20 protein-coding genes are annotated in these 23,442 nt (G+C 69.7%); 12 read left to right on the plus strand and 8 right to left on the minus strand.

Annotated features, from left to right (window positions below):
• Nucleotides 1-33: 33 nt before the first annotated feature.
• Together MUN33_RS01715 and trhA are read left to right on the plus strand one after the other, a co-directional pair.
• Nucleotides 34-621 carry a 1-acyl-sn-glycerol-3-phosphate acyltransferase gene (locus MUN33_RS01715; protein WP_244803186.1) on the plus strand — a complete coding sequence of 196 codons (588 nt, stop codon included), beginning with the start codon at nucleotides 34-36 and terminating at the stop codon, nucleotides 619-621.
• Between the two features lie 11 nt (nucleotides 622-632).
• Nucleotides 633-1,313 carry a PAQR family membrane homeostasis protein TrhA gene (trhA, locus tag MUN33_RS01720; RefSeq protein ID WP_244803187.1) on the plus strand — a complete coding sequence of 227 codons (681 nt, stop codon included), beginning with the start codon at nucleotides 633-635 and terminating at the stop codon, nucleotides 1,311-1,313.
• Between the two features lie 61 nt (nucleotides 1,314-1,374).
• On the opposite strand, the gene MUN33_RS01725 is transcribed toward trhA, so the two are convergent.
• From MUN33_RS01725 to MUN33_RS01740, 4 genes are all read right to left on the minus strand, one after another.
• Complete coding sequence (locus MUN33_RS01725; protein WP_244803188.1) at nucleotides 1,375-1,578, minus strand: cold-shock protein; 204 nt, start codon at nucleotides 1,576-1,578, stop codon at nucleotides 1,375-1,377.
• Between the two features lie 196 nt (nucleotides 1,579-1,774).
• Nucleotides 1,775-2,383: a methylated-DNA--[protein]-cysteine S-methyltransferase gene (locus MUN33_RS01730; protein ID WP_244803189.1), complete on the minus strand. Its 609-nt coding sequence runs from the start codon at nucleotides 2,381-2,383 to the stop codon at nucleotides 1,775-1,777.
• Nucleotides 2,380-2,877 (minus strand): RNA polymerase sigma factor, encoded by a 498-nt coding sequence (locus tag MUN33_RS01735; protein WP_244803190.1) that lies wholly within the window; start codon nucleotides 2,875-2,877, stop codon nucleotides 2,380-2,382. The genes MUN33_RS01730 and MUN33_RS01735 overlap by 4 nt, the downstream gene beginning before the upstream one ends.
• A 58-nt stretch (nucleotides 2,878-2,935) precedes the next feature.
• Nucleotides 2,936-3,973, minus strand: coding sequence for an alcohol dehydrogenase catalytic domain-containing protein (locus MUN33_RS01740; RefSeq protein ID WP_244803191.1), 1,038 nt, complete (start codon nucleotides 3,971-3,973; stop codon nucleotides 2,936-2,938).
• Nucleotides 3,974-4,224: 251 nt separating this feature from the next.
• Between MUN33_RS01740 and MUN33_RS01745 the strand changes: the two genes are divergently transcribed.
• Both MUN33_RS01745 and MUN33_RS01750 read left to right on the plus strand, forming a co-directional pair.
• Complete coding sequence (locus MUN33_RS01745; protein WP_244803192.1) at nucleotides 4,225-5,721, plus strand: condensation domain-containing protein; 1,497 nt, start codon at nucleotides 4,225-4,227, stop codon at nucleotides 5,719-5,721.
• 4 nt (nucleotides 5,722-5,725) lie between these two features.
• Nucleotides 5,726-7,042, plus strand: coding sequence for a hypothetical protein (locus MUN33_RS01750; protein WP_244803193.1), 1,317 nt, complete (start codon nucleotides 5,726-5,728; stop codon nucleotides 7,040-7,042).
• A 292-nt stretch (nucleotides 7,043-7,334) separates the two neighbouring features.
• On the opposite strand, the gene MUN33_RS01755 is transcribed toward MUN33_RS01750, so the two are convergent.
• From MUN33_RS01755 to MUN33_RS01765, 3 genes are all read right to left on the minus strand, one after another.
• Nucleotides 7,335-8,558: a hypothetical protein gene (locus MUN33_RS01755; protein WP_244803194.1), complete on the minus strand. Its 1,224-nt coding sequence runs from the start codon at nucleotides 8,556-8,558 to the stop codon at nucleotides 7,335-7,337.
• A 9-nt stretch (nucleotides 8,559-8,567) separates the two neighbouring features.
• Nucleotides 8,568-9,938, minus strand: a complete 1,371-nt coding sequence (locus MUN33_RS01760) for a condensation domain-containing protein (protein ID WP_244803195.1) — start codon at nucleotides 9,936-9,938, stop codon at nucleotides 8,568-8,570.
• Nucleotides 9,939-10,018: 80 nt separating this feature from the next.
• A complete protein-coding gene (locus MUN33_RS01765; RefSeq protein ID WP_244803196.1) occupies nucleotides 10,019-11,281 on the minus strand; it encodes an NADH:flavin oxidoreductase/NADH oxidase family protein in 1,263 nt (420 codons plus the stop codon).
• A gap of 63 nt (nucleotides 11,282-11,344) precedes the next feature.
• Between MUN33_RS01765 and MUN33_RS01770 the strand changes: the two genes are divergently transcribed.
• Both MUN33_RS01770 and MUN33_RS01775 read left to right on the plus strand, forming a co-directional pair.
• Nucleotides 11,345-11,932 (plus strand): TetR/AcrR family transcriptional regulator, encoded by a 588-nt coding sequence (locus MUN33_RS01770; protein ID WP_244803197.1) that lies wholly within the window; start codon nucleotides 11,345-11,347, stop codon nucleotides 11,930-11,932.
• Nucleotides 11,933-12,106: 174 nt separating this feature from the next.
• Nucleotides 12,107-12,817, plus strand: coding sequence for a type 1 glutamine amidotransferase domain-containing protein (locus MUN33_RS01775; RefSeq protein ID WP_244803198.1), 711 nt, complete (start codon nucleotides 12,107-12,109; stop codon nucleotides 12,815-12,817).
• A 7-nt stretch (nucleotides 12,818-12,824) separates the two neighbouring features.
• Here MUN33_RS01775 and MUN33_RS01780 read toward each other — a convergent pair whose 3' ends face one another.
• Nucleotides 12,825-13,736, minus strand: coding sequence for a hypothetical protein (locus tag MUN33_RS01780; RefSeq protein WP_244803199.1), 912 nt, complete (start codon nucleotides 13,734-13,736; stop codon nucleotides 12,825-12,827).
• Between the two features lie 148 nt (nucleotides 13,737-13,884).
• Here MUN33_RS01780 and MUN33_RS01785 point away from each other — a divergent pair, with 148 nt between their 5' ends.
• From MUN33_RS01785 to MUN33_RS01810, 6 genes are all read left to right on the plus strand, one after another.
• Nucleotides 13,885-16,320 (plus strand): alpha/beta fold hydrolase, encoded by a 2,436-nt coding sequence (locus tag MUN33_RS01785; protein ID WP_244803200.1) that lies wholly within the window; start codon nucleotides 13,885-13,887, stop codon nucleotides 16,318-16,320.
• Between the two features lie 8 nt (nucleotides 16,321-16,328).
• A complete protein-coding gene (locus MUN33_RS01790; protein WP_244803201.1) occupies nucleotides 16,329-17,141 on the plus strand; it encodes an SDR family NAD(P)-dependent oxidoreductase in 813 nt (270 codons plus the stop codon).
• Between the two features lie 129 nt (nucleotides 17,142-17,270).
• Complete coding sequence (locus MUN33_RS01795) at nucleotides 17,271-18,026, plus strand: ABC transporter ATP-binding protein (protein ID WP_244803202.1); 756 nt, start codon at nucleotides 17,271-17,273, stop codon at nucleotides 18,024-18,026.
• A 5-nt stretch (nucleotides 18,027-18,031) separates the two neighbouring features.
• Complete coding sequence (locus MUN33_RS01800) at nucleotides 18,032-20,641, plus strand: ABC transporter permease (protein ID WP_244803203.1); 2,610 nt, start codon at nucleotides 18,032-18,034, stop codon at nucleotides 20,639-20,641.
• A 298-nt stretch (nucleotides 20,642-20,939) separates the two neighbouring features.
• Nucleotides 20,940-22,286 (plus strand): LGFP repeat-containing protein, encoded by a 1,347-nt coding sequence (locus tag MUN33_RS01805; protein ID WP_244803204.1) that lies wholly within the window; start codon nucleotides 20,940-20,942, stop codon nucleotides 22,284-22,286.
• 162 nt (nucleotides 22,287-22,448) lie between these two features.
• Entirely contained in the window at nucleotides 22,449-23,432 is a 984-nt protein-coding gene (locus tag MUN33_RS01810) for an AbfB domain-containing protein (RefSeq protein ID WP_244803205.1), read from the plus strand.
• Nucleotides 23,433-23,442 lie beyond the last annotated feature (10 nt).

Here is a 23,442-nt window from a genome sequence, read left to right on the forward strand (position 1 = left end):
GGGCACCGTCGCGGCCCCTGTAGTATCGGCTGGATGACAAAACGTCTCATCGCCGGTGTCTTCTGGGCCGTGACCGGGTGGCGGCTGGTCACCGAGCCGGCGCCGCGGAGCCCCACTATCCTCGTCGGCGCCCCGCACACCTCCAACTGGGACTTCATCCTGATGCTCGGCATCGCCTGGAAACTGGGTATCCGGATCCGCTGGCTGGGCAAGGAGAGCCTGTTCCGCGGATGGCGCGGCCCGGTGATGCGGTCCCTCGGCGGGATCCCGGTCGACCGGGACGCCCCGGGCGAGGTCGTCGGCGACCTGGTGCGACAGGTCAGCGCGGACTCCGCCACCGCTGTCGTCATCACACCGGACGGGACACGCGGGGCCCACACCCACTGGAAGTCCGGCTTCTACCGGCTGGCGGAACAGACCGGCCTGCCCGTCACCCTGGGGTACGTCGACCGACCGACCCGGACGACCGGGCTGGGCCCGACCATCGTGATCACCGGGGACGTCACCGCGGACATGGACCGCATCCGTGACTTCTACCGGGACAAGTCCGGACTGCGGCCCGAGGCCCGCGTCGAGCCGCGGCTGCGTAGCGAATCCGGCAGCGAATCCGGCAGCGAGTGAGGAGACCCACCATGTCCGGCACCCGCCCCGTCTTCTACCGCGGGCCCCGCCCGGTGCTGCGGGGGTACCTGCACCTGTTCGCGTTCTGGTTCTTCCTCGGCACCGGAACCAGCCTCACCGTCCTGTCCTTCGCCAACACCGGGTTCTCCGGCCTGGCGGTGGCCACCGCCGTCTACTCCCTGTGCCTGGCGGGCATGCTGGGGGTGTCCGCCCTGTACCACCGGGTCCCCTGGAAGAGCGAGGGGTCGGTCCAGTGGTGGCGCCGGGCCGACCACGCGATGATCGCGATCTTCATCGCCGGCACCTACGGGCCGGTGTTCGTCGGGGCCGACGCGCCGGGCAACCGGACGCCGATCCTCGTGTTGTGCTGGGTCACCGCGCTGCTCGCCGTGGCGGTCAACATCCTGTGGATCACCCACCCGCGCTGGTTGTCCGTGACGATCTACCTCTGCCTGGGATGGGTCGCCCTGTTCGGGATGCGGATCCTGTGGGACGGGCTGACGGTGCCGGAGCTGGTCCTCATCATCACCGGTGGGGTGATCTACAGTGCCGGGGCGCTGGTGTACGCCCTGAAATGGCCGACGATCAGTGAACACTGGTTCGGCTTCCACGAGGTCTTCCACGCCGGCACCATCATCGCCGCCGGGCTGCACCACATCGCGATCTGGATGGTCGTCCTCGACACCGGGTAGACGCAGGACGACCCCGGCACCGTCGGTGACGGTGCCGGGGTCGTGTCCGGTGGGGTCGTCCTTAAACGACGGTCACGCCGACCGCGGCCGGGCCCTTGCGGCCGTCCTCGGTCTCGAAGGTGACCTTCTGGTTCTCCTCGAGGCTGCGGAAGCCGCCGCCCTGGATCTCCGAGTAGTGGACGAAGACGTCAGCGGAGCCGTCCTCGGGGGAGATGAAGCCGAAGCCCTTTTCAGCGTTGAACCATTTGACAGTGCCGTTGATCATGTGATCAGCCCTTCTTCAGTGTCAGCATCCGGATTATTCCGCACGCTGGGTCGACCGAATGTTCCGCAAGGAACAAGTTCGCGTCCTCAAGACAACTTCCGTGAACTTGATTCCTCCCGGAACTCGGAAGGGAAAAACAACATCAGAAACTGTAACCGCTGTTCACACTACACGGGATCCCGGAAGAAACCAATGGTCAGTGTCCGGTGCTCTCCAGGGCCAGTAACGCGGTCTTCGCCTCGAGCCCGCCGAGATACCCGCCGAGGCTGCCGTCGCTGCGCAGGACACGGTGGCAGGGGACCACGATCGGCAGCGGATTCGTCGCACACGCCGTGCCCACCGCCCGCACCGCCTTCGGGTTGCCGACGCCCTCGGCGACCTGCCGGTAGGAGCGCGTCTGCGCGTAGCCGATGTGCGGGAGATAGCGCTGGACGGACTGCCGGAACCCGGAGGACAGGGCGAAATCCAGGGGCAGGTCGAACTCCTGCCGCGTCCCGGCGAAGTACTCGTCGAGTTCCGCGGCGGCGGCGTCCAGACGCCGTGGGGCCCGGAGCACCCGCGGGCTCACCTTCGCCGCCAGGACCGCCAGGACCTCGTCGAAGCCTTCCCGGGCGAACGCCACCCGCAGCAGCCCCCGGTCGGTGGCGGCCAGCAGCAGCGGGCCGACCGGGGAGTCGACGGTACGGTAGGCCACGTCCAACAGGCCGGACTCCGCGGCGTCGGCGGCGAGCCGGGCCTGCAGCCGGGTGAGGTCGCCCGCGTCGGCAGGGAACGTGGTGGGGGACAGGGGGACGTCAGCACTCATCGCTGCTCTCCTTCGGTGTCGTCGTAGATGCGGCGGAGCGCCCGGACCCCGTCCGAACTGGCCCGGCGGACCGCGTCGACGCTCCCTCCGATCAGCGCCGCGGTCTCGGCGTGGGGCAGACCGCCGAAGAAGTGGTACGCCACCGCCAGACGCTGCCTCTCCGGCAGTGAGGCCACCGCGCTCCACAGTCCGGTGTCCGCCCGACCGGGGACGCCCAGGTCGGAGACCTGCTCCGGCACGGTGTCGGTGGGGACCGCCTGCCGTGCCCGACGCCGCGTGACATCGACGGCCCGACGGTGGGCGACACGCACCAGCCACGCCTCCACGTTCGTCCCGTCCTCCAGCTCCGGCCAGGCCCGCAGCAACGCCAGGAACGTCTCCGACCAGGCGTCGTCGGCGTCGTGCCCGGGGCCGAGGACGGCACGGCAGACCCGCAGCACGGTCGCGCCGTGCCGCGTCACGGCCTGCTCGAAAGGTGTTGTCGGGGTCGTCATCGTCTTCACACACCGTAGTCGCACCGGACGGCCGGAACGTGAGGTCCGCGGCCGGGTGTCAGGGCACCAGGACGATACGGCCGGCGACCTTGCCGTCCCGCAGGTCCTCGAACGCCTGTGCCGCGTCGTCGAGGGGGTAGGTCGTGGTCTCCAGGTGGAGCTTCCCCTGTTGGACGAGAGCCACCGCCTGCCGCATGTCGGCACGGGTGCCGCCGTAGGAGCGCTCGATGTTCACGCCCCACGGGATCGCGGAGTTGTCGGCGTCGTAGGTGAACGAACCACCGCCGAGTCCCACGAAGCGGATCGCACCGCCCACGCCGACCACCGACAGGGCCAGGTCCACGGTGGGCTGCACGCCGACGAAGTCGAGGACGACGTCCGCGCCGCGTCCGCCGGTCTCCTCCATGATGCGGGACGCCGCGTCGGCGTCGCTGAGGATGGCGACGTCCGCACCGTGTCCGGCGGCGTAGTCGACCTTGCCCTGGTCGGTGTCCAGGGCGATGATGCGGGCGCCGGTGGTGGCGGCGAGGATCTGCAGGCCCACGTGGCCGAGCCCGCCTAGACCGACGGTCACCACCGTGGCACCACCGACGAGACGGTCGCGCACGCTGTTGACCGCGTGCATCGGTGTCAGTGCGGCGTCCGCCAACGGTGCCGAGACCGTGGGATCGAGGTCACCGAGCGGGTCGAGGTGGTGGGCCTTCACCGCGAGGTACTCGGCCATGCCACCGGGCGAGCCGATGCCGGGCGACAGCGGGGCCAGAGAGCCGCGGGGGCTGGCGACCTCGCACTCGTTGTCGCGGCCGGCCAGGCACTTGTCGCACTCGCCGCAGCTGAGCACCAGGGCGACCAGGGCGCTGTCACCGACGTTCCATCCGGTCACCGCCTCGCCGGTCGCCTCGACGACACCCGCCACTTCGTGGCCCAGTGTGGAACCGATCAGGGGGCTGTCGTCGCCACCGGCGATGATGTGCAGGTCAGAGTGGCACAGTCCGGCTCCGGCAACCTTCAGCAGGACCTCGTCGGCCCCGATCTCCGGAACGGGTTTCTCCTGCACCTCGACGGTGTTGTTCCGGACATAGGACACTGCGCGCATGATGTGCTCCTCCTTACAGGAATCGAACGCGGGGCTGTCGCCCCGTTCATTCCCCACGCTACGCCCGCCGGGGATGCCCTCCGCCCGTCGCACCCACTGTGTCGTCGGTCACGACGGGGGCTCCACCGGCTGCGGTGCCTCCCGAACCGTGTTATCACGGAGCCCTGGCACTCCCGCCTTCTCCAGAATCCTTTCCACACTCCTTTCCCGTACGTCACCTCACCTCTGATCCTCCGGAAGGACCCCTCTCCATGGAGTACACCGAACTGTCGGCGTATCGGCTGCACGCCGGCGACGTCACCGCCTGGACCCCCACCGCCACCGCCGCCTGGACCGTCGACCCGCGTCCACTCTCTGTCAACCACGAAGCCCACGTCCGCGCCCACGTCCGCGAGTCGCTCGGTCACGCAGGTGCCCCGCGTGACCCCCGCGGCGACAACTGGATCGGCACGGCCTTCCGCATCCACCACGCCTTCGACGCCGACGCGTTCGGTGCCACCCTGCGGGCCTGGATGGTGCGCCACGAGGCGTACCGCACCACCGCTGTAGCGGCGACCGCCGGCGACTCCGGCGTGGAAGGGGATGCCCTGCACCGCCAGACGCTCCCGGCCGACGCCGTCGACGTCGTCCCCCGGCCCCTGGGAGCGCTGCCGGACGCCGACAGCGTCCGGGACGTGCTGGACCACCATTTCGCCACCGGCGTCTCCGCCCTGAGCTGGCCCCACCTCACCGTCGCCAGCATCCGCCCCGACAGTCCCGACAGTCCCGCCGGGTGGTTCACCGTGGTCTTCGCCGCCGACCACGCGGTGATGGACGCCTACACCCAGATCGTCTCGATCGCCGAGCTGCGCGAGATCTACGCCGCGCACCTCGACGGCCGGACACCGGAACTCCCCCTGGCCGGCTCCCACGTCGACTACAGCCGGGGCGAACGCGAACTCGCCGACAGCCTCACCGTCGACCACCCCGTGGTGCAGCGGTGGCGGGACGTCCTCGCCGGGGACGACGGGGCACCTGTCACACCGCGGCTTCCCCTGGCCGGGGCCCATGCCGGCGTCGAGGAGGACGTCAAGCAGGTCAGTACGTCGATGTGGTTGCTCAACGAGGTGGACGCCACCGTGTTCGGGCAGATCAGCAAGCGCCACGGCGGCAGTCAGGTCACCGGCCTGCTGGCCGCCCTGAAGGTCGCCGTCGCCCGCGCCGACCGCGACGGACTGTGCGGCGACACCCTCCGCTACGTCATGCCGATGCACACCCGCACCTCCCCGGAGTTCGCCCTGTCCGCCGGATGGTTCGTGGGCCTGATGCCCGTCGAGGACCCGATGCCCCGCGGTGCGACGTTCCCCGAGGCCCTGGCGGCGACGACCGCGGCGGTGAAGGAGAACCGCGACCTCGTCGCCTACCCGTACCCGAGGGTCGCCGAACTGCTGGGCGTCATCGAGCCGCCCCGGTTCGTGGTCTCCTACGTGGACACCCGGTTCATCCCCGGCGCCGACGACTGGACACCCCACGACCGCACGCTACGCGGGGTCGCCTACAGCTCCACCGACGTCTACCTCTGGGTCGTCCGCACCGCCGGCGGGGTCAACATCTCCATGCGCTTCCCCGACGCCCCCTGCACCCGCGACTCGGTGCGGGCCCTCGTCGCCGAGTACTTCACCGTCCTGCACAGCGTTGTGGACAACGGCGACGCGTCCTCGCTGCCGTTCGGCGCGGCCCCGGCCCGGGAACCCGTCGGCGAGGCGTGACCCGGTGGCCCACCTGCCCGACGGACGGCACCTCACCGCCGACGACCACCTCTTCGTCGTCATGGAGCAGCTCCTGGGCGTGCCCGTGGTACCCCAGGTCATCTGGCGTGTCGACGCGACCGGGCCGGTACTCGACCGCCTCGCCGGGCTGGGACGGAACCTCACCGCCGGACGGCTGTCCCGCCTCGTCCGGCGCACCCGCGGACCCGTCCGCGACCGGTGGGTGTACACCCCGCGCGCCGGGCACGTCCGCATCGACCGTGACCCGGTGACCCCGGGGCAGGTCGCCGACTGGCTGCACGACCGGCTGCAGACCCCGGTCGACAGCGTCCACGGGCCCGCCTGGGAACTCGGCGCCGTGCCCACCACCGACGGCCACGTCCTCGTCTCCCTCGTGCGCAGCCACGTCGTCGCCGACGGTGCCGCGATGATCCACGCGGTCACCGAGGCCGTCACCGGGCACGCCACCACCCCCCGCGCAGGACGCCGCGGCCACACCGTCCACGACGCCCTGTCCCTGCCCGCCGCGGTCGGACGGGCCCTGGTCTCCCTGCTGACCCCCTCCCGGCAGGGAGTCCCCGTCCCACCGAACGACGGGACGGCACCGGTGGGCCCGGCGGAGGTGCCCACCGTGGCGGTGCGGGTCGACGCCACCCGGTTCGACGAGGCGGCGTCCGCACGCGGTGGCACGTCCAACACCCTCTTCCAGGCGGTCACGCTCGGCGTCCTCGTCGGCTCGGGGCGGATGCAGGAGGGCGACACCGTGCCGCTGGCGGTACCCGTGTCCGTCCGTGACTCCGCCGACGACCTGCGCGCCAACGCCACCACCGGCGCCACCGTCACCGTCCGGCTGGACCCCGGACGCTACGCCGACCTCACGGAACTACGGGCCGCAGCGAAAGCCGCGTACCGGGAGGTCGGGTCCCGCACCGGCCCCGACCGCGTCGCCGCCATGGCGCAGATCGCCCAGGTCCTGCCCGACAGCGTGGTCCGCCGTGCCGGCGCCGGGGCCACCACCCCGGTATGCCTGGCCTCGAACCTGGGGGAACCACCGGACACCTTCACCGGCCTGGGGCTGGACCACCACGGATGCGACGTCGCCCTGCGCTCGGTGATCCGCGCCGGGTCCGCGCGGGAACTCGCGGCCCGCCGTGGTGGAGTGAGTGCATGGGCGGTGCGGTCCGGAGGCTCGCTGTCGCTGTCCTTCACGTCCCTGGACCCCGTCCACGTGCGCGACGCCGGACATCTGCTGGAGCTGGTGCGGGAGGAACTCGGCCGCTGGGGCCTGGAGTGGGACAGGGACGTGGTCCGCTGGTTGTAGGACGGCGTCACGGTGGCTGGTGGAAAAAGGGCTGGTGGAAAAGGCTGGCGCCAGGTCGGTTTCCCGGGTGGTCAGCGACCCGGTGACAGACTTTTCGTGGTCGGTGGGGTGGGGTCGGCGGTGACCTGTGATGCTCTGACGATCTCCTCGGCGTCAGGGGTGGCAGAGGTAACGGTCCAGTGGCAGAGGCGGCGGGCGATTTCCGGGTGCAGATCAACCAGCAGCTCTGCCGCTGGACCGGTTGCTCTGCCACGGGTGGAAAAGTCCGTCGCCAGGTCGGTCTCCCGGGCGTTCAGCGACCCGGTGACAGACTTTTCCCGCCCAGCGCCCGCTCCAGCCCGCCCAGCACCCCATCCATGACCTGGCGCGCCTCCGGGGTGTCCGGGTACTTCGTCCGCAGGTCCAGGCCGTGCACGGTCCGGGAGAACCAGAACTGCACCGTGTCCGTCGGCGACGTCGCTGACACGTACCTGGCCTGCGGTAACGGTGTGCCGAGTCGGCGGAGGTCCGTGTACGAGACCATCGGCACCGCGCCGTCGGGCAGCTCCGGCGCACACTCACGGATCATCGTCTCCAGCGGTAACCCGGCCACGGTCACCGCGTCACGGAGCCACCCGGCGGTGGTCTCGACGTCCCCGGCCCGGGCGATCACCGGGGCGTTGCCCACCATCCAACCGACCGTCCCGTGGCGCTCGTCGCCGCGGCGGCCACGGGTGTGCACCGGGATGACCGTGGGGAACTCCGCGGAACCGCTCAGTGGTTCCACCGCCTCGGCGAGACCGGCCAGGATCACCGCGAAGGTGCACTGGCCCGGGTCGTCGAGGAGACGCCGCACGTCGTGGACCGGGCTGGCCGGAGCGGGGCCGGCGACACCGAGCTCCACCGGGAACGCAGGGATCCGGTTGCCGGTGGTGTCCAGGAAGCGACGCCAGACCCCGATCGCCGCATCGTCCGGCGCCGGTCGCGGTGCCGTCACCGTGTCCAGGAACCGGGGTGCCCCGGGCAGTGCGCGACCATGGAGCGCGTCATGCAGGCGTCGCTGCAACAGTGCCACGCTGAGCATGTCGGCGTGGAAGTGGTCGATGCCGAACAGCAGGACATCCCCACACGTCGCGAAGAACAGCCCGGGAACCCGGCCCGGACGGCAACGCCCGGCCACCAGGGACTCGAGTTCCGCGGCGGCGGGGGCGTCGGGACGGACCTCACCGGGAATGACCGACAGCTGGTCGGCGGTGAACTCCTGCTGGTCATCACCGCAGGCCACGGCGCATAGGGCGTCCGCCCCGCCGACGACCGAGCGCACCGCCCCGGCGATGGTGGACAGCGGGACTCCGTCCGGGATCCCCAGCGTCCCGCCGATCCACGTGGGGCGTCCGGACGCGGCGACGGCGGCCAGGTGGTTGCGTTGGTTGAAGGTGAGGGGGAAGCGCGGCCCCGACGATTCTCCGGACCAGTGCAGTTCCAGCTCCGTGAACGGCCCGTCCAGGGGAACGTTCTCCAGGTAGGTGACGTCCATGCCTGGGCCTCAGACGGTGGCGAGGATGTCACGGACCGTGGCGGCGTAGGTCGCCACCGACTCCCGTGCCGTCGGGTTGTCCGGCGCCTGGCAGCCGAGGCCCAGCCCGTCGGCGTTGCGGTGGATCCACAGGTTGGCGTTGGACGTCCTGCCGAAGCCGGTGAACAGCCGGATGTCCGCGCCCTCCGGCTCCTCGAACCACCCGAGGTCCAGGTAGGTGACCATCTGCGGGCTGCCCATCACCGACGGGTCCACCTGCCCGCTGAGGATCAGGTGCCCCAGGGAGGCGTGCACCGGTTCGTCCAACGCGGCCTTCATCCGTGCCTGGGCGGCCGTGACCTCGGGCAGGACGTCCTCCACCGTGGTGCCGGTGACCGGGAAGTACAGCGGGGTGAAGTTGCAGAACCAGCCCTGGGAGACGGCGTAGCGGCGCCCGCGGGTGGCGGACACGACGACGGTGGCGTAGTGGGTCTCCCCGGTGAGCCGGGCGTGCGCGAGGCCGAGGGCGGCGTACACCACGGTGCTGAAACTGACCCCGCGTTCGCGGGCGAGGCTGCGCAACCGCCGGGTGAGGTCACGGTCGGCGAGGGGGGCGGCGATGCCGACGACCGGTTGCGGTTCACCGTCGACGATGCCGGTGGGCAGCGGGAACCCGGGGACACGGCCGCCGGTGACGTCGAAGAGTCCGCGCCAGGCGCGCACCCCCGGGGAGTCGTCGTCGACGGTCGCGGCGCGGGACTGCTCGTCGCGGATGTAGTCGAGGAAGCTGGGGTGGGTGTCCGCCGTCAGTGCCTCCGCGGCCGGGTCCGTGGCACCGGTGTAGCGGGCCATGAGTTCCAGCAGGCCGGTCATCTGGGAGATCCCGTCACCGGAGGCGTGGTCGAGGGCGAGCAGCAGGTCGAAGGAGCGGCCGTCGGCCCGGGCGGCGGTGACCACCGCGAGGGCGGGGGAGTGGTCGAAGACCGCGGTGGTGGAGAGCAGTTCGGTGACGGTGCCGGTGACTGGCGTGGGGACGAGGTCGACGGCGTCGGCCGGCAGTGTGCGGCGACGGATCGGGCCGTCGGGGGTGTCCCCGTCCACCGTCAGCGTGGAGCGCAGGCCCTCGTGGGCGGCGACGAAGGCGTTGACCGCCCGGGTCATCCGCGCCCGGTCGACGACGCCGGGCAGCGTCGCCACCGAGCAGGTGTAGGCGTGGTGCGGTCGGCCCTGCGCGCGTCCGGCCAGGACGCCGCGGACGTGGTCGGTCTGCAGGAAGGACGCCGGGGTGGGGTCGGTGGCTGCGGTGGCGGCGGTGGAGGACATGGCGGGGGAGGGCAGCCACGCGGTGAGCGCGCCGTCTGTGCCGTCTGGCGACCAGTCGTGTCCGTCGATGATTCTCATTGGTGGGTCCGCTCGTGAGGGGGTGGAACCGGGCATCCCGACTATAGGTCGGACGGGCGGGCGCCGCAGGGGGAGCCCGGTCAGGCCAGGGGGTGACGCTGCTTCAGCCAAGTGGCGTAGCGCCGACGGGCGACGGTGTCGCGGACCTGTTCGAGGCCGAAAGCCCACAGTGCGTTGGTACGGGTGCTGGCCGGACGTCCGGCGCTCAACCGGCGCAGCTGGTGGCGGACCCGGGCCATCGACGCCGCCGACGCCAGTGCCTTGTCCCTGATGCCGGTGGCGGGCAGGACGACGGCCGTGTCCGTGCCCGCCGTGCCGTCCTTCCACTCGTTCGGGAGGTCCGGGTTCACCGACAGTGCCGTGCCGATGCCGACGACGGCGACGCCGCTGTCGACGACCTTCTCCGCGACGGGACGACGGGTGATGCCGCCGGTGACCATCAGGGGGACGGGGCTGTCGGCGACGAGGTCCTCGGCGAGTTCCAGGAAGTACGCCTCCCGTGCGGCGGAGCGGGGGTCCTGCCCGTCGGCGGGGTTGCCGGTCATCGCGGGGCTCTCGTAGCTGCCGCCGGACAGCTCCACCAGGTCCACGCCCAGCGGGGCGAGCCACGCGATGACCTGGCGGGCGTCGTCCTTGTCGAAACCTCCGCGCTGGAAGTCCGCCGAGTTCAGTTTCACGGCGACGGCGGTGTCGGCCGACACCGCGTCGCGGATACGGCGGGTGATCTCCAGCAGCAGGCGGGCGCGGTTGTGCAGGCTGCCGCCCCAGTCGTCGGTGCGGGAGTTCGACAGCGGCGACAGGAACTGGGACAGCAGGTAGCCGTGGGCGGCGTGGATCTCCACGCCGTCGAAGCCGGCGCGTTCGGCCTGCCGGGCGGTCTCGACGAACCGCTCCACGGTGGCCTTGATCTGTTCCCCGGTCATCTCCTCGGGGACGGTGAACAGTGCACTGGTGCGGCCGGTGTTCACCCTGGTGGCGGACGGCCCCCACACCACGCCGGGCATGTTCTTCTGGATCTGGCGGCCGGGGTGGTTGATCTGCATCCACACTTTCCCGCCTCCGCTGTGGGCGGCGGTGGCCCACTGCCGGTACGGCTCCAGGGGTGTGTCCTTGTCCAGGACCACACCGCCGGGGCCGGTGAGCGCGGCGTCGTGGACCATGACGTTTCCGGTGATCAGCAGGCCTGCGCCGCCGCGCGCCCAGGTGCGGTAGAGGGCGTTGAGCCTGGTGCCGGGGAGCTGGCCGGGTTCGGCCATCCTTTCCTCCATGGCCGCCTTGGCGATGCGGTTGGGGAGGACCTGGCCGTTGGGGAGGGTGAGTGGGGTGAATAGCGGATGTGACATGATTTCCCTTGTGATCGGGGTATGTGAGCGGTGCTCACATGACGTTAGGAGAGGATGTTAGCGATGTCAACATCAGGACCGGTGTCGGCCACGCAGAGCTACCACCACGGCAACCTCCGGCAGGCGCTGATCGATGCCGCCGTGGAGATGCTGGAACAGGGCGAGAACTTCTCGCTACGGGCCGTCGCGCGCTGGGCCGGCGTCTCGCAGACCGCGCCGTACCGTCACTTCCCGGACCGCTCGAAGTTGGAGTCCGCCGTCGCCGCCCACGGCTTCCGGGCGCTCGGCGAGGAGCTGTTCGCCGGGCGTGAGGCGCCGTCGCGCCCGGAGGACCTGCCGGATTTCGCGGTCGGCTACGTCCGCTTCGCGGTGGAACGTCCCAGGATGTTCCGGCTGATGTTCGGCAGCGAGTGCGACGACGAGAACGACGAGCGGGTGCAGGCGGCAGGCGCGCTGCAGGCTGCGCTGACCGACCGTCTCCGGGGGATCTACCCCGGTGCCGACGTCGGGGATCTCGCCGTGGGGTTGTGGGGGACCGCCCACGGTCTGGCGTTCCTCCATCTGGACGGCAAGTTCCCGGCGGAGCCCGCCGACCAGCGCGACGGGCGGGTCCGTGCCGCCGTCGCCGCGGTGCTCGGCCTGGCGGGGTAGGGGCGGCACCTCGGGAATTGTTCTGGTGGTCGGCGGTCGTGGGTGTTGACAGTGTTTACATCTGGTTCTACCCTGGGCCCGTGTCCGGCACACGGCCGGAACGCACACCACCGCCCACCGCTGCGCGGCAGGACCACCTGCCCCACAGGGTGGGACCACGAGAGGCGCATCTCCATGACCGACGTCCTGACGGTTGTCACGGCAGCACGGCACTGGACCCTGACCGACGGAACCGAACACCCCACCGGCTTCTGGGCCGAGGAGTTCCTCGTCCCCTACGGGATCTTCACCGGCGCCGGATTCGACGTCACCGTGGCGACCCCCGGGGCGGCCACACCGGTCGTCGACGAGCTCAGCCTGGGCCTGACCGGCGGCGTCCTCCCGCACACCGTGAAGAGGTTCCGCACCGAGCTGGAGGACCTCGCCCCCGTCCTTGAGAACCCCGTCGACCTGCACGCACTCACCACGGACGACGTCGACTCCTACGACCTGGTGTTCTACCCCGGAGGGCACGGGCCCATGGAGGACCTCGCCGTCGACAAACTCTCCGGCAGGATCCTCACCCACCGGCTGGCGTCCGGACGGCCCCTGGCGCTGCTGTGCCACGCCCCGGCCGCCCTGCTGGCCACCGTCGACGACGACGGCTCGACCCCCTTCGCCGGGCGGCACGTCACCGGACTGTCCAACCGCGAGGAGCTCGTCAACTCCTTCGCGAAGAAGGCCCCCTGGTTGCTCGAGGACAAGCTCAAGGAGATCGGCACCGAGTACGGCAAGGCGCTGATCCCGTTCCGTCCCCACGTGGTCCGGGACGGCAACCTCTACACCGGCCAGAACCCGCAGTCGTCGAAGAAGCTCGCCGAGACCCTCGTCGACGCGCTCGGATAGCGCCTGTTCAGCCGCCGTCGGACGCCGCCAACTGGTCCATCCTGGCGCGGAACACCTGCGCCGCCCGGACTGTCGGCGCCTCCAGTGCCGCGGCGACGGCGGAGCGTCCGGCGTCGGTACGCGCCGCCTGTTCCTTCGTCCACTCCTCCTTCGTCTGCTCCGAACGCCGGTGGTTCCGGATGGCGGCGACGCCGATGCCGATACCGACGACCACCGGCACCCAGACCTTCGAGTACTCCGCGAGGACGTCCACCCACCAGGGGGCGTCCCAGCTCGGGAGGGTGATGTCCGGCCACGGGATCGACGGCAGGTTGACGGACGGGAGGGTGATGTCCGGCCAGGGGATCGAGGGGAGGTTGATCTCCCAGTCCGGGAGGTACTGCGACAACCACTGCCAGAGCCGGCGTAGCAGTCCCGCGACCAGGGGACCGAGGACGATGACCGCGATCGCCCAGCCGCCTTTGCCCACCCCGGCGAGCAGTGGGTAGAGCCACCGCTTGAACGCCGAGCGTTCCATCGCCGCCTGACGTTTCGCGGCGCGTGAGCCCACGGGCGCGTCGAGCAGGACGACGGTGTCCCGGACGCGGAGGGTGACGCTGCGGACCCAGGTGTCCATCCAGTTCGACTCGATCTCCAGGACGGGCCGGAGGAGGCCCTCCTGGTGGCCGTACTCCCCGGGGGAGGGGTGTTTGTCCGGGTCGGAGAGCGTCTCCTTCGAGAGGTCGATCTTCACGTTGCCCAGGGACTTCCGCCGCGCGACGACGGTGCCCCCGACCTGCACGAGGAGGCGAGGGGAGTTCGACGCCTTCCTCCCCTGAGGGAAGTCCGGGTCCAGCGCGCGTAACTCGTCCTCGGTGCCGGTGGACACCTCGATGCAGCCGAGGGACGGGTGTGCGATGCTCCAGGTTTCTGCGGTCATCGGCGGTCGCGTGGTGTCAGGCGCCCTGCGGCAGTGCTACGGCGTGCTCGGGGGTGAAGTCCATGCCGACGACTGTACGTCATGTGCCTCCCGGGGAAACTTCGCGGAAGAACCGCTATCCTTCCCGATATATAACTATGGTGTAGCCATGACTACAGAAACTGGCACGCCCGACGAGCCGCTCGATCTGCTGATCGTGGGCGCGGGCCTCTCCGGGATCGACCTCGCCCACCACGTCGCCCAGAACTTCCCCCACTGGTCGTGGGAGATCCACGACACCCACGACGACCTCGGCGGAACCTGGCACACCTTCACGTACCCGGGCATCCGCTCCGACTCCGACATGGCCACCTTCGGGTTCCCCTTCCGCCCCTGGCCGCACAAGGGCACCCTGGGGCAGGGGCCGGACATCAAGGAGTACATCCGTGACGTCGCACGCGACTGCGGTGCCCTGGAGCGACTGCACACCGGTTCTTGGATCAAGGACTCCGACTGGCAGACCGACAAGAACCTCTACGCCGTCACCGCCGTGACCGCCGAGGGCGAGCGCACCGTCTACACCCGCCGGGTGCACTACGCCTCCGGGTACTACTCCCACGACAAGGGCTTCCGCCCGGAGTTCCCCGGGGAGGCGGACTTCACCGGCCAGATCATCCACCCGCAGGAGTGGCCCGAGGACCTCGACTGCCGGGGGAGCAGGATCGTCGTCATCGGGTCCGGTGCCACCGCCATCACCCTGATCCCCGCCCTCGAGAAGGCCGGTGCCGACGTCACCATGCTGCAGCGCAGCCCCAGCTACGTCGCCCCGCTCCCCGAGGTCGACATCATCAGCGGCATCTGGACGACACTCCTGCCCGCCGGCCCGGCCTACCGCGTCGCCCGCCTCAACCATGCCGCCCGGGACATGGCGCAGTACGTGCTCGCCCAGCGGGCACCCCGGCTGTTCCGGACGGCACTACGCCTGATGCAGCGTCCCTACCTGTCGAACGAGCAGATCGACGAACACTTCACCCCCCGGTACGACCCCTGGGACCAGCGCGTGTGCAAGGCACCGAACGGTGACATCTTCACCGCCCTGAAGCGCAACGCCCACGTCGTCACCGACACCATCGACCGGTTCACCGACAGCGGGATCCGTCTGACCTCCGGCAAGGAGCTCCCGGCGGACATCATCGTCACGGCGACCGGTCTGGAGATCGAGGTCTTCGGCGGCGGCACCCTCAGCATCGACGGAGAGCCCCTCGACAACCACCGTCAGGTCTTCTACCGGGGCATCATGCTCGCCGGGCTGCCGAACTTCAGCTTCACCGTCGGGTACGTCAACGCGTCCTGGACGCTGCGCTCCGACATGGTCTCCCGCTACATGGTCAGGCTGTGGAAGACGGGCGAGGAGTACTACAGCCCGGCCCTGTTGCCGGGGAGGAACGACCGCCCCCTGCTCGACTTCGACGCCGGCTACATCAGGCGCGGGGAGCACCGCCTGCCCACCCAGGGCGACGGATCCCCCTGGCAGTACACCCAGAACTACCTCACGGAACTCCCGGAGCTGGCCTTCGGCGACCAGCGCCGCGACATGGTGTTCGGGCAACGCTGCCTGGAGCAGGTCGGCGGCACCCCGCCCGGGCCGGACGTCCAGACGGTCAGTACCGACGCCCCCTTCGTCGAGACCGACACCCGTGACCTCCCGCCCACCGGGACCGTCACCGTGGACGGCCGGACGGTGCGGGTGCGGTGCGGCGGACCGTCCGGCGCCGGCGGTGGCGCCGTGGTCATGATCCACGGCATCGGGCGCTCACTGGAGGACTGGGACGACCAGGCCGGGCTCATCGGCGCGAACAGACGGTACATCGCCCTGGACGTCCCTGGTTTCGGGTTCAGCGACCCCGCCGCCCGGGTGACCCTCGCCGACACCGCCGCCCTGCTGTGGAAGGTCCTCGACGAACTCGGGGAGTCCCGCGTCAACCTGGTCGGCAACTCCCTGGGCGGGGCCCTGTCGATGGAGATGACCGCCCAGCGGCCGGATGACGTCGCCAGCGTCTCCCTGGTGGACCCGGTCGGCTTCGGGGACAGCACCTCACCGCTGCTCCGGCTCATCGCCGTGCCCGGCCTGGGACGGTTCAACGCCGCAACCACGCGTCTGCGCGCGGTGTACCAGCCGGTCGAACACCTGGTGCTACGCCGTCGCGGGGCGGTCACCCGCCGTCGCCTGGACGTCCAGGGCCGGATCGCGCGGCACCCGCACCGCGCGTCGACGTTCCACTCCTTCATCCGCCAGCTGGGCTCGCCGCTGGGCATCAGGGAGGGGTGGCGTCGGGACCTGGTCGCCCGGTTCACCCGCGCCACGGCAGACCGTACCCCGGTGATGCTCGTCTGGGGGACGAAGGACGCCTTCCTGCCGTACCGCGACTTCCGCGCCGGGTTGGAGCAGGTCGACGTACGCGACGCCGTGGTCTTCGACGACTGTGGCCACATGCCTCAACTCGAGTACCCGCAGGAGTTCGCGGAGCAGTACCAGCGCTTCCTCCCCGGCGTCCGGGCTGTGGACGAGGACGCCGCCACCACCCTGAAAGAGACGGTGCACTGACCATGTTCATGCCGAAGAATCGCGGTCCGCGCACGGTACTGGTGACCGGCGCGGCGTCCGGGCTCGGCCTGGAGATCTCCAGGCAGTTCCTCGCCAAAGGTGACCGGGTGATCCTCACCGACCTCCACCAGGACACCCCGTCCAGCGTCCGCTCCTTGAGCGGGGACTGGATCTACCGGACTCTCGACGTGACCAGCGACGAGGACTGGCGGGCGGCCGCCGACGCGGTCACGTCCCTCGACATCCTCGTCAGCAACGCCGGCATCGCCGTCGGCGGGCGCATCACCGAGACGACGGTCGACACCTGGCGGAAGGCACTCGAGATCAACGTCCTCGGATCCGTCCGGGGGCTGCGCGCCTTCGTCCCGAAGATCGGGGAAGGAGGACGGATCGTGCTCACCGCCTCCGCGGCAGGCCTGGTCCACGCGCCCGCCATGTCGACGTACAACGCCACGAAAGCGGCGACCGTCGCCCTCGGGGAGACCATGGACGCCGAGCTGCGCCACCGCAGGATCAGCACCACCGTGATCTGCCCCCAGTTCTTCAGGTCCCGTCTGTCTGATTCGCTGACCGGCGACGACGACGAGATGGACGCAGTGGCCCGCGTGCTCCTCAGCAGAACCTGGCTGACTTCCGAGATCGTCGCGCGCCGAGCGGTGAAGGGGATCGAGGCGCGCCGGACTGTGGTGACCCCGGACGGCTTCGCCACCGTCAGCTGGTACTCGAAGCGGTTCACCCGGATTCCGTACCTCGCCGTCCTGCGTGGCGTCGGGCGCGGAGTGGCGTGGCAGGTCCGGCGGTCCGAGCGGCGCTCGTCCTGACGGCCCCGGGACACGTCTCAGGGACACATCTCAGGGGCATCCCGGATGTGCGGACGCCCGCGGACCCCTACCCTCGTGAAGTACTGACAGGGAGAACCGTTCTCCCCGCCGCGAGAGAGGACCAGACCAGTGGAACCCCGGACGTCCGCGACCACCGCACACTCCGCCGCCCGCGCCGAGGGCCTGACGAAGACCTACGGCGCGGGTGACACCCGCGTCACCGCCCTGGACGACGTCACCGTCGACTTCACCCGCGGTGAGTTCACCGCGATCATGGGCCCGTCCGGCTCCGGGAAATCCACGCTGATGCACTGCATGGCGGGCCTCGACAGCCCCACGTCCGGGTCCGCCTTCCTCGGCGACACCGACATCTCCGGGCTCGGTGACAAGGCACTCACCGCCCTGCGCCGGGACCGGCTGGGGTTCATCTTCCAGTCCTTCAACCTGGTGCCCACCCTCACCGCGGCGGAGAACATCACCCTGCCCATCGACATCGCCGGCGACAAGGTGGACAAGGAGTGGTTCGGGGAGATCACCTCCCGGCTCGGGTTGACCGACCGGCTGGGGCACCGCCCGTCCGAGCTCTCCGGCGGACAGCAGCAGCGTGTCGCCTGCGCCCGCGCACTCGTCGCCCGTCCCGAGATCATCGTCGGCGACGAACCGACAGGCAACCTGGACTCCAACTCTTCGGCCGAGGTGCTCGACATCCTGCGCACCGCGGTGGACCGGGACGACCAGACCGTGGTCATCGTCACCCACGACGCCAAGGCCGCCGCCTACGCCGACCGGGTGGTCTTCCTCGCCGACGGCCGGATCGTCCACGAACTGCGTGACCCGGACGTGGAGCAGATCCTGTCCACCATGACCGGTATCGAAGGGCTGTGACAGCCATGTCCGCTGTATCGTCCGCATCCACCATGCGCCGTGTCTCGCTGCGCAACCTCGCCGCCCACAAGATCCGGCTCGTTCTGACCGTCCTGGCCGTGGTGCTGGGTACCGCGTTCATCGCCGGGTCGTTGATGTTCACCTCCTCGCTGCAGAAGACCTTCGACACCCTCACCGAATCCACCACCAAGGGCATCGACGTCGTGGTGTCCGCCCCGCAGTCCGGGTCGGCGCTGCCCCTGGACCTCGCCGACGACCTTGCCGAGGTCCCCGGTGTGGAGAAGGTGAACCTCAGTGACCAGACGACCGTCGTCGTCGCCGTCGACAAGGACGGAGAGGACGGCACACCGCAGACCTTGCAGACCGGCGGTGCGCCGGCGTTCGTCATGGCCTGGTACGACCCGGACGACGCCGTCGGCCCGGAGACCGGCATCGTCGACGGCCGGTCGCCGCGCGGCCCCGACGAGGTCGCCGTCAACAGCACCGCCGCCGAGGAACACGACCTCGCCGTGGGGCAGAAGCTCACGGTCGTCGACCCCTCCGGCAGTCACCGGGTCGAGGTCTCCGGAATCTACGACATCGACATCGACGGTGGCGGGTTCCTCGGCCTGATGATGGACGAATCCGCTTACGTGGACACCTTCACCGACGGCTCCACCGGCCGCGAGTTCTCCCTCGCCGCGACTCCGGGCACCAGCCCGGACGCACTCGCCACACAGGTCGGCGACAGCCTCGCCGCCGACCATCCGGAGCTCGGGGACGTCGACGTCAAGACCGGTGAGCAGGTGGCCGACGAGCAGGCGGCACAGATCGACCAGGCCCTCAGCTTCGTCAACTACTTCCTCATCGCCTTCGGCCTGATCGCCCTGGTGGTCGGCACCTTCATCATCGCCAACACCTTCTCCATGATCGTCGCGCAGCGCATGCGCGAGTTCGCCCTGCTGCGTTCCCTGGGCGTGGCGTCCCGGCAGCTCACCGTGTCGGTCGTCTTCGAGGCGGTCGTCGTCGGTGTCATCGGGTCGCTGCTCGGTGTGCTCGCCGGGGTGGGCCTGACCCACGCCATCTACGCCGTCATCGGCGCCACCGGTGCGGGCCTGCCGAACACCGGGGTGTCGGTCACCTTCGGTTCGGTACTGCTGCCGCTGGTCCTCGGCGTGATCGTGACCGTGGTCTCGGCATGGGCCCCGGCCCGGCGTGCCGGCTCGGTCCGTCCGGTCGAGGCGATGCGCACCGGAGACCAGTCGTCCAGCTCTCCGCTGCGGGGCCGCACCATCGTCGGCGTCGTCCTCTTCCTCGCGGGCGTGGCCGCCGCGGCGGCCGGCGTCCTGCTCAGCGGGGCCGACACCGGGCCACGGGCGACCCTGGTCGGCGTCGGTGCGCTCGGCGTGGTCCTGGGCACCTTCCTGCTGTCCCCGGCCCTGTCGATCCCGGTGGTCCGGGCCATCGGCGGCATCATCGGCGCACCGTTCGGACAGGTCGGACGCCTGGCCGCCACCAACTCGGGACGTAACCCGCGCCGCACCGCGACCACCGCGTTCGCGTTGACCCTCGGCGTGGCGCTCGTCGCCTGCATCGGGATGCTCGGAGCCTCGATGAAGGCGTCCATCAGCGGATTCGTCGGTGATTCGGTCCAGTCGGACTACGTGCTGTCCGGGCCGTCCAACGGTTCATTCCCGGTGCCGCAGTCCGCGTTGGACGCGGCCCGTGACACGGATGGGGTGGAGGCCGCCGCCGGCTACGGTTTCCTGCCTGTCACCGTCGGCGGATTCAGCGGCGGTACCGGGGTCGCGGAGGGCGACCCGACGGTGTCCGGCGGGCTGGTGCAGGTGGAGGGGGACCTCTCCCTGGACACGCCCGGTGTCATCGCGGACGCCGAGGTCGCCGCCGACGAGGGCTGGTCGGTCGGCGACGAGCTGCCGCTCACCGTGCGCATGCCGGACGGCCCGGAGCGCGAGATCGGCGAGGTGACCCTGCAGGGGACCTACGAGCCCAACGAGCTCTTCGGCCAGCACATGGTCTCGTGGTCGGCGTTGGAACCGCTGGCGTCCCAGTTCGGCGGCGGGGCCTCGGCGAATCTTTTCGGCGTCTTCGTCACCGGCGACGGCTCGGTCGACGCGGACACGCTGCGCGACCGGTTGGAGGAGGCCACGGCCGACCAGATCGTGGTCCAGGTGCTCACCCCGGAGGAGTACGCCGGTGAACAGGCCGTGCTCATCGACCAGATGCTCAACGTGCTCTACGCCCTGTTGGCGCTGGCGGTGATCGTGGCGGTGCTCGGCATCATCAACACCCTCGCGCTGAACGTGATCGAGCGGCGGCAGGAGATCGGCATGCTGCGTGCGGTGGGTACCCTGCGCGGCCAGGTGCGGCGGATGATCACCCTGGAGGCGGTGCAGATCTCGCTCTACGGCGCCCTCGTCGGTGTCGTCGTCGGTCTGGGTCTGGGGTGGGCGTTCCTCGAGGTGCTGGCGGGGGAGGGGCTCACCGAGACCGCCGTGCCGTGGGGCCAGGTCGTGGGCATGGTCGTGGCCTCGGGCGTGGTCGGAGTCGTGGCCGCGGCGTGGCCTGCGGTGAAGGCCTCGCGGGTGAAGCCGCTGGAGGCCATCGCCGACTGACCCTGCGCCGGTGGTCCGGGCCTGGGGGAGCGGGGGCTCCCCCACGGGTCCGTGGGGGCTCGGGGGTTCGGGGGCGGGTAGTTGGACGTGAGAAGATAAGTAAGTGCGGGGCTGTCCAGCCTGGCCTGTGACGGCCGGGAGTGGAGTATGTCACACTCTGGGTTCGTGAAGCGAACGGCGTTAACCCCCGGTGACCTGACAGTATCCTGTTTTTCCGTATCGAAGCAGGGAAGGGGAGTGGAAGGTTTTTCGACGTACCCACGCCGAACCACGGGTTTTCCTTATAACGTGTGTGCTCATGACGTTTCTCTCCTTCTCCAGGCTCAGGGGCCTGCGTTCGACTGCACGCACCGCCCTCGCTGCCGGGGTGATCGCGGCGTCGGTCGCGGTGACTGCCCCGGCCGCCAGTGCTGATGTGTTCCATGGTCATTGGATCCGCGGGAAAATCGCCGACACCTACGTCCGCTACGGTGGGGTCGGTAAGTTCGGCAACGCGACCGGTAATGAGATCGTCACGCCGGATCGGGTCGGCCGGTTCCAGAACTTCGCGAAGAATTCCACGGCGATCTACTGGCACCCGAGGGTCGACAATGGAATGGCTCACTGGGTCGAGGGCCGTATTCGCGCTAAGTGGGGTGATTTGGGGTGGGAGGCCGGACGGTTGGGCTACCCGCGCACCAACCAGATCATCCCGCCGGATGGCAAGGGTCGGTTCAATCATTTCCAGGGCGGGTCGATCTACTGGTCGCCGGCGACGGATGCCCACCACATCGAGGGGTTGATCTTCGACAAGTGGGCTGATCTGGGTTACGAGGCCGGCGATCTGGGCTACCCCACCACCGACGAGGGAACCCCGCCGGACCGTCGGGGCCGGTTCAACCACTTCGAGGGTGGCTCGATCTACTGGCACCCTTCCTATGGTGCGCATCCGGTGACAGGGAAGATCCGTGAGTTGTGGAAGGCCGATGGGTGGGAGACCGGCACGCTGGGCTACCCGACCTCGGACCCGTACGAAGCCAATGGTGGGATCAAGCAGGACTTCGTCGGCGGGTCGATCCAGTCCTTCGAGCCGACCGGGGTGGCTTTGCAGCGCTATGACAATGCCCGTTACTCCAGTTACCGCCAGACCATCCCGTTGTTCACCACCGATGCCCAGCCCCGCTGGGCACCGCATGGGATGCACCGTGAGTTGATTCAGCACATGGGTGACTACTTCCCGCTGACCGGGTGTCCTGATGTGCTGACCACCGGCGCGGTGTGCACCCTGACCGGGATGGGCGGGCGCAGTGGTACCGCCACGGTGGATCGTATCGGTGACGAGGGTGTCACCCTGGTCACCAACAATGGTCATCCTGAGGGTGCTGGCCGCAAGCTCAACATCCGTTTCGACACGGTGACGGCTCCGGGGGCGGTCCGCGACGCTGACGGGCAGATGCTGTTCGACGACACCGTCAGTGAGTCGGATTACGTCAGTTCGGACAAGACCTGGGTCCGCCTGATCGTCGAGGCGTTCGGCACCACGGAGTCCACGAGTGTGGCCGGTCCGTTTGTCTCTGATCACGTCGGTGCCCAGGTGTGGCCGGAGTTGGCTACGAACCTGCGTAGTGGTGCCGAGACCGCCAAGACCACTTACGCGCCCTTGTGATCCCCCGGCCTCGCCGATAGTCCCTGCTGACTTCCTCGGCCGAGAGCTGACTGCGCCTCGATCACAGGACACATCCCCTGTGCCGTGCCGTATGTCGTCGTCGGCACCACGCCCGCGCACCTCGCAGACACCCCACCTGACTTCCAAGGATTCTTTCTCGTCATGACCTCCACCGACACATCCCTGCCCTCTCCGGTGCGCAGCACCACTGCCACCAGGATCACCACCGCCGCGAAACGTGGCCTCTTCGCCGCGATGACCACTGTCGCCGCGACTGGTCTGGCAGTGACTGCTGCGGGTACTGCAGTTGCTGCGCCGGGGGTGTCGGTGATGTCCACCACAGCCGGTGACGGCGGGCTGAGTGAGAAGACCTGCAACGCGTCCAACCCTCAGGTGCGCGTCGATTCCTTCGATGTGCCTGGCATGGCGGCCTGTTACGAGCTCACTGCGGCTTCCGGGTGGGTGGCAGTGAACATCACCGGTTCCTATGGTGTGGTCAACAACCTGACCAGCCCGGTGTCTGTGGCGTTCAAACTGCCTGATGGGGCGGTGTACTGGCAGGCCACCGTCGCCCCTGGTGAGGTGCACTCGATTGATGTGGACCGTAATGGTTCGACGGTGGTGGAGTTGCAGGTCTCTCCGGTGTCCTCACCCAACGGGCCGTCGACCGGGGAGCTGGAGCCCGGCCCGGATGCCGAGGGTAACGACAATGTCGTCTCCCTGCGCTCTGCGGGCAACCGTGTGTCCGGGCAGGTCGCCCGGATCAACTGGAGTGGTGTGGTCACCTCGCCGTTGACGCGTAACAGTGGGTTCACCGACCGGCTGGACGGGTCTTTCACGGTGGTTGATGCTCTCGACGGGTCGGGGTGTATCAGTCTGGAGTCCGCTGCGTACCCGGACACCTACCTGCACACCACGTCGGGGACCGGGGTGGCGGCGTCGGTGGACCCGGATCCGACGGCGGCGACGTGGTGTGCCACCGATGCTGCGACTCCGGTGACAGGTAAGTACCTGGCTTCTGCGGCTGACCAGTCGCGGGTGTTGAGTGCGGGGTCGGGAACGAACCGTCCGCTGACCACCACGACGACCCGCAATGTTGAGTCCACGTGGTTCGTGGACACCGCCCTGGCGTTTCCCGGCAAGTAGTCGGACAGTT

Source organism: Corynebacterium kalidii, assembly GCF_022869005.1.
Classification (GTDB): domain Bacteria; phylum Actinomycetota; class Actinomycetes; order Mycobacteriales; family Mycobacteriaceae; genus Corynebacterium; species Corynebacterium kalidii.

Coding starts and splice junctions, on each gene's coding strand:
- MUN33_RS01780 (WP_244803199.1), bottom strand. CDS start 13,736: ATGACCGCAGAAACCTGGAGCATCGCACACCCGTCCCTCGGCTGCATC.
- MUN33_RS01770 (WP_244803197.1), top strand. CDS start 11,345: ATGTCAACATCAGGACCGGTGTCGGCCACGCAGAGCTACCACCACGGC.
- MUN33_RS01785 (WP_244803200.1), top strand. CDS start 13,885: ATGACTACAGAAACTGGCACGCCCGACGAGCCGCTCGATCTGCTGATC.
- MUN33_RS01790 (WP_244803201.1), top strand. CDS start 16,329: ATGCCGAAGAATCGCGGTCCGCGCACGGTACTGGTGACCGGCGCGGCG.
- MUN33_RS01755 (WP_244803194.1), bottom strand. CDS start 8,558: ATGGACGTCACCTACCTGGAGAACGTTCCCCTGGACGGGCCGTTCACG.
- trhA (WP_244803187.1), top strand. CDS start 633: ATGTCCGGCACCCGCCCCGTCTTCTACCGCGGGCCCCGCCCGGTGCTG.
- MUN33_RS01725 (WP_244803188.1), bottom strand. CDS start 1,578: ATGATCAACGGCACTGTCAAATGGTTCAACGCTGAAAAGGGCTTCGGC.
- MUN33_RS01715 (WP_244803186.1), top strand. CDS start 34: ATGACAAAACGTCTCATCGCCGGTGTCTTCTGGGCCGTGACCGGGTGG.
- MUN33_RS01760 (WP_244803195.1), bottom strand. CDS start 9,938: ATGAGAATCATCGACGGACACGACTGGTCGCCAGACGGCACAGACGGC.
- MUN33_RS01730 (WP_244803189.1), bottom strand. CDS start 2,383: ATGAGTGCTGACGTCCCCCTGTCCCCCACCACGTTCCCTGCCGACGCG.
- MUN33_RS01765 (WP_244803196.1), bottom strand. CDS start 11,281: ATGTCACATCCGCTATTCACCCCACTCACCCTCCCCAACGGCCAGGTC.
- MUN33_RS01805 (WP_244803204.1), top strand. CDS start 20,940: ATGACGTTTCTCTCCTTCTCCAGGCTCAGGGGCCTGCGTTCGACTGCA.
- MUN33_RS01745 (WP_244803192.1), top strand. CDS start 4,225: ATGGAGTACACCGAACTGTCGGCGTATCGGCTGCACGCCGGCGACGTC.
- MUN33_RS01775 (WP_244803198.1), top strand. CDS start 12,107: ATGACCGACGTCCTGACGGTTGTCACGGCAGCACGGCACTGGACCCTG.
- MUN33_RS01740 (WP_244803191.1), bottom strand. CDS start 3,973: ATGCGCGCAGTGTCCTATGTCCGGAACAACACCGTCGAGGTGCAGGAG.
- MUN33_RS01800 (WP_244803203.1), top strand. CDS start 18,032: ATGTCCGCTGTATCGTCCGCATCCACCATGCGCCGTGTCTCGCTGCGC.
- MUN33_RS01810 (WP_244803205.1), top strand. CDS start 22,449: ATGACCTCCACCGACACATCCCTGCCCTCTCCGGTGCGCAGCACCACT.
- MUN33_RS01735 (WP_244803190.1), bottom strand. CDS start 2,877: ATGACGACCCCGACAACACCTTTCGAGCAGGCCGTGACGCGGCACGGC.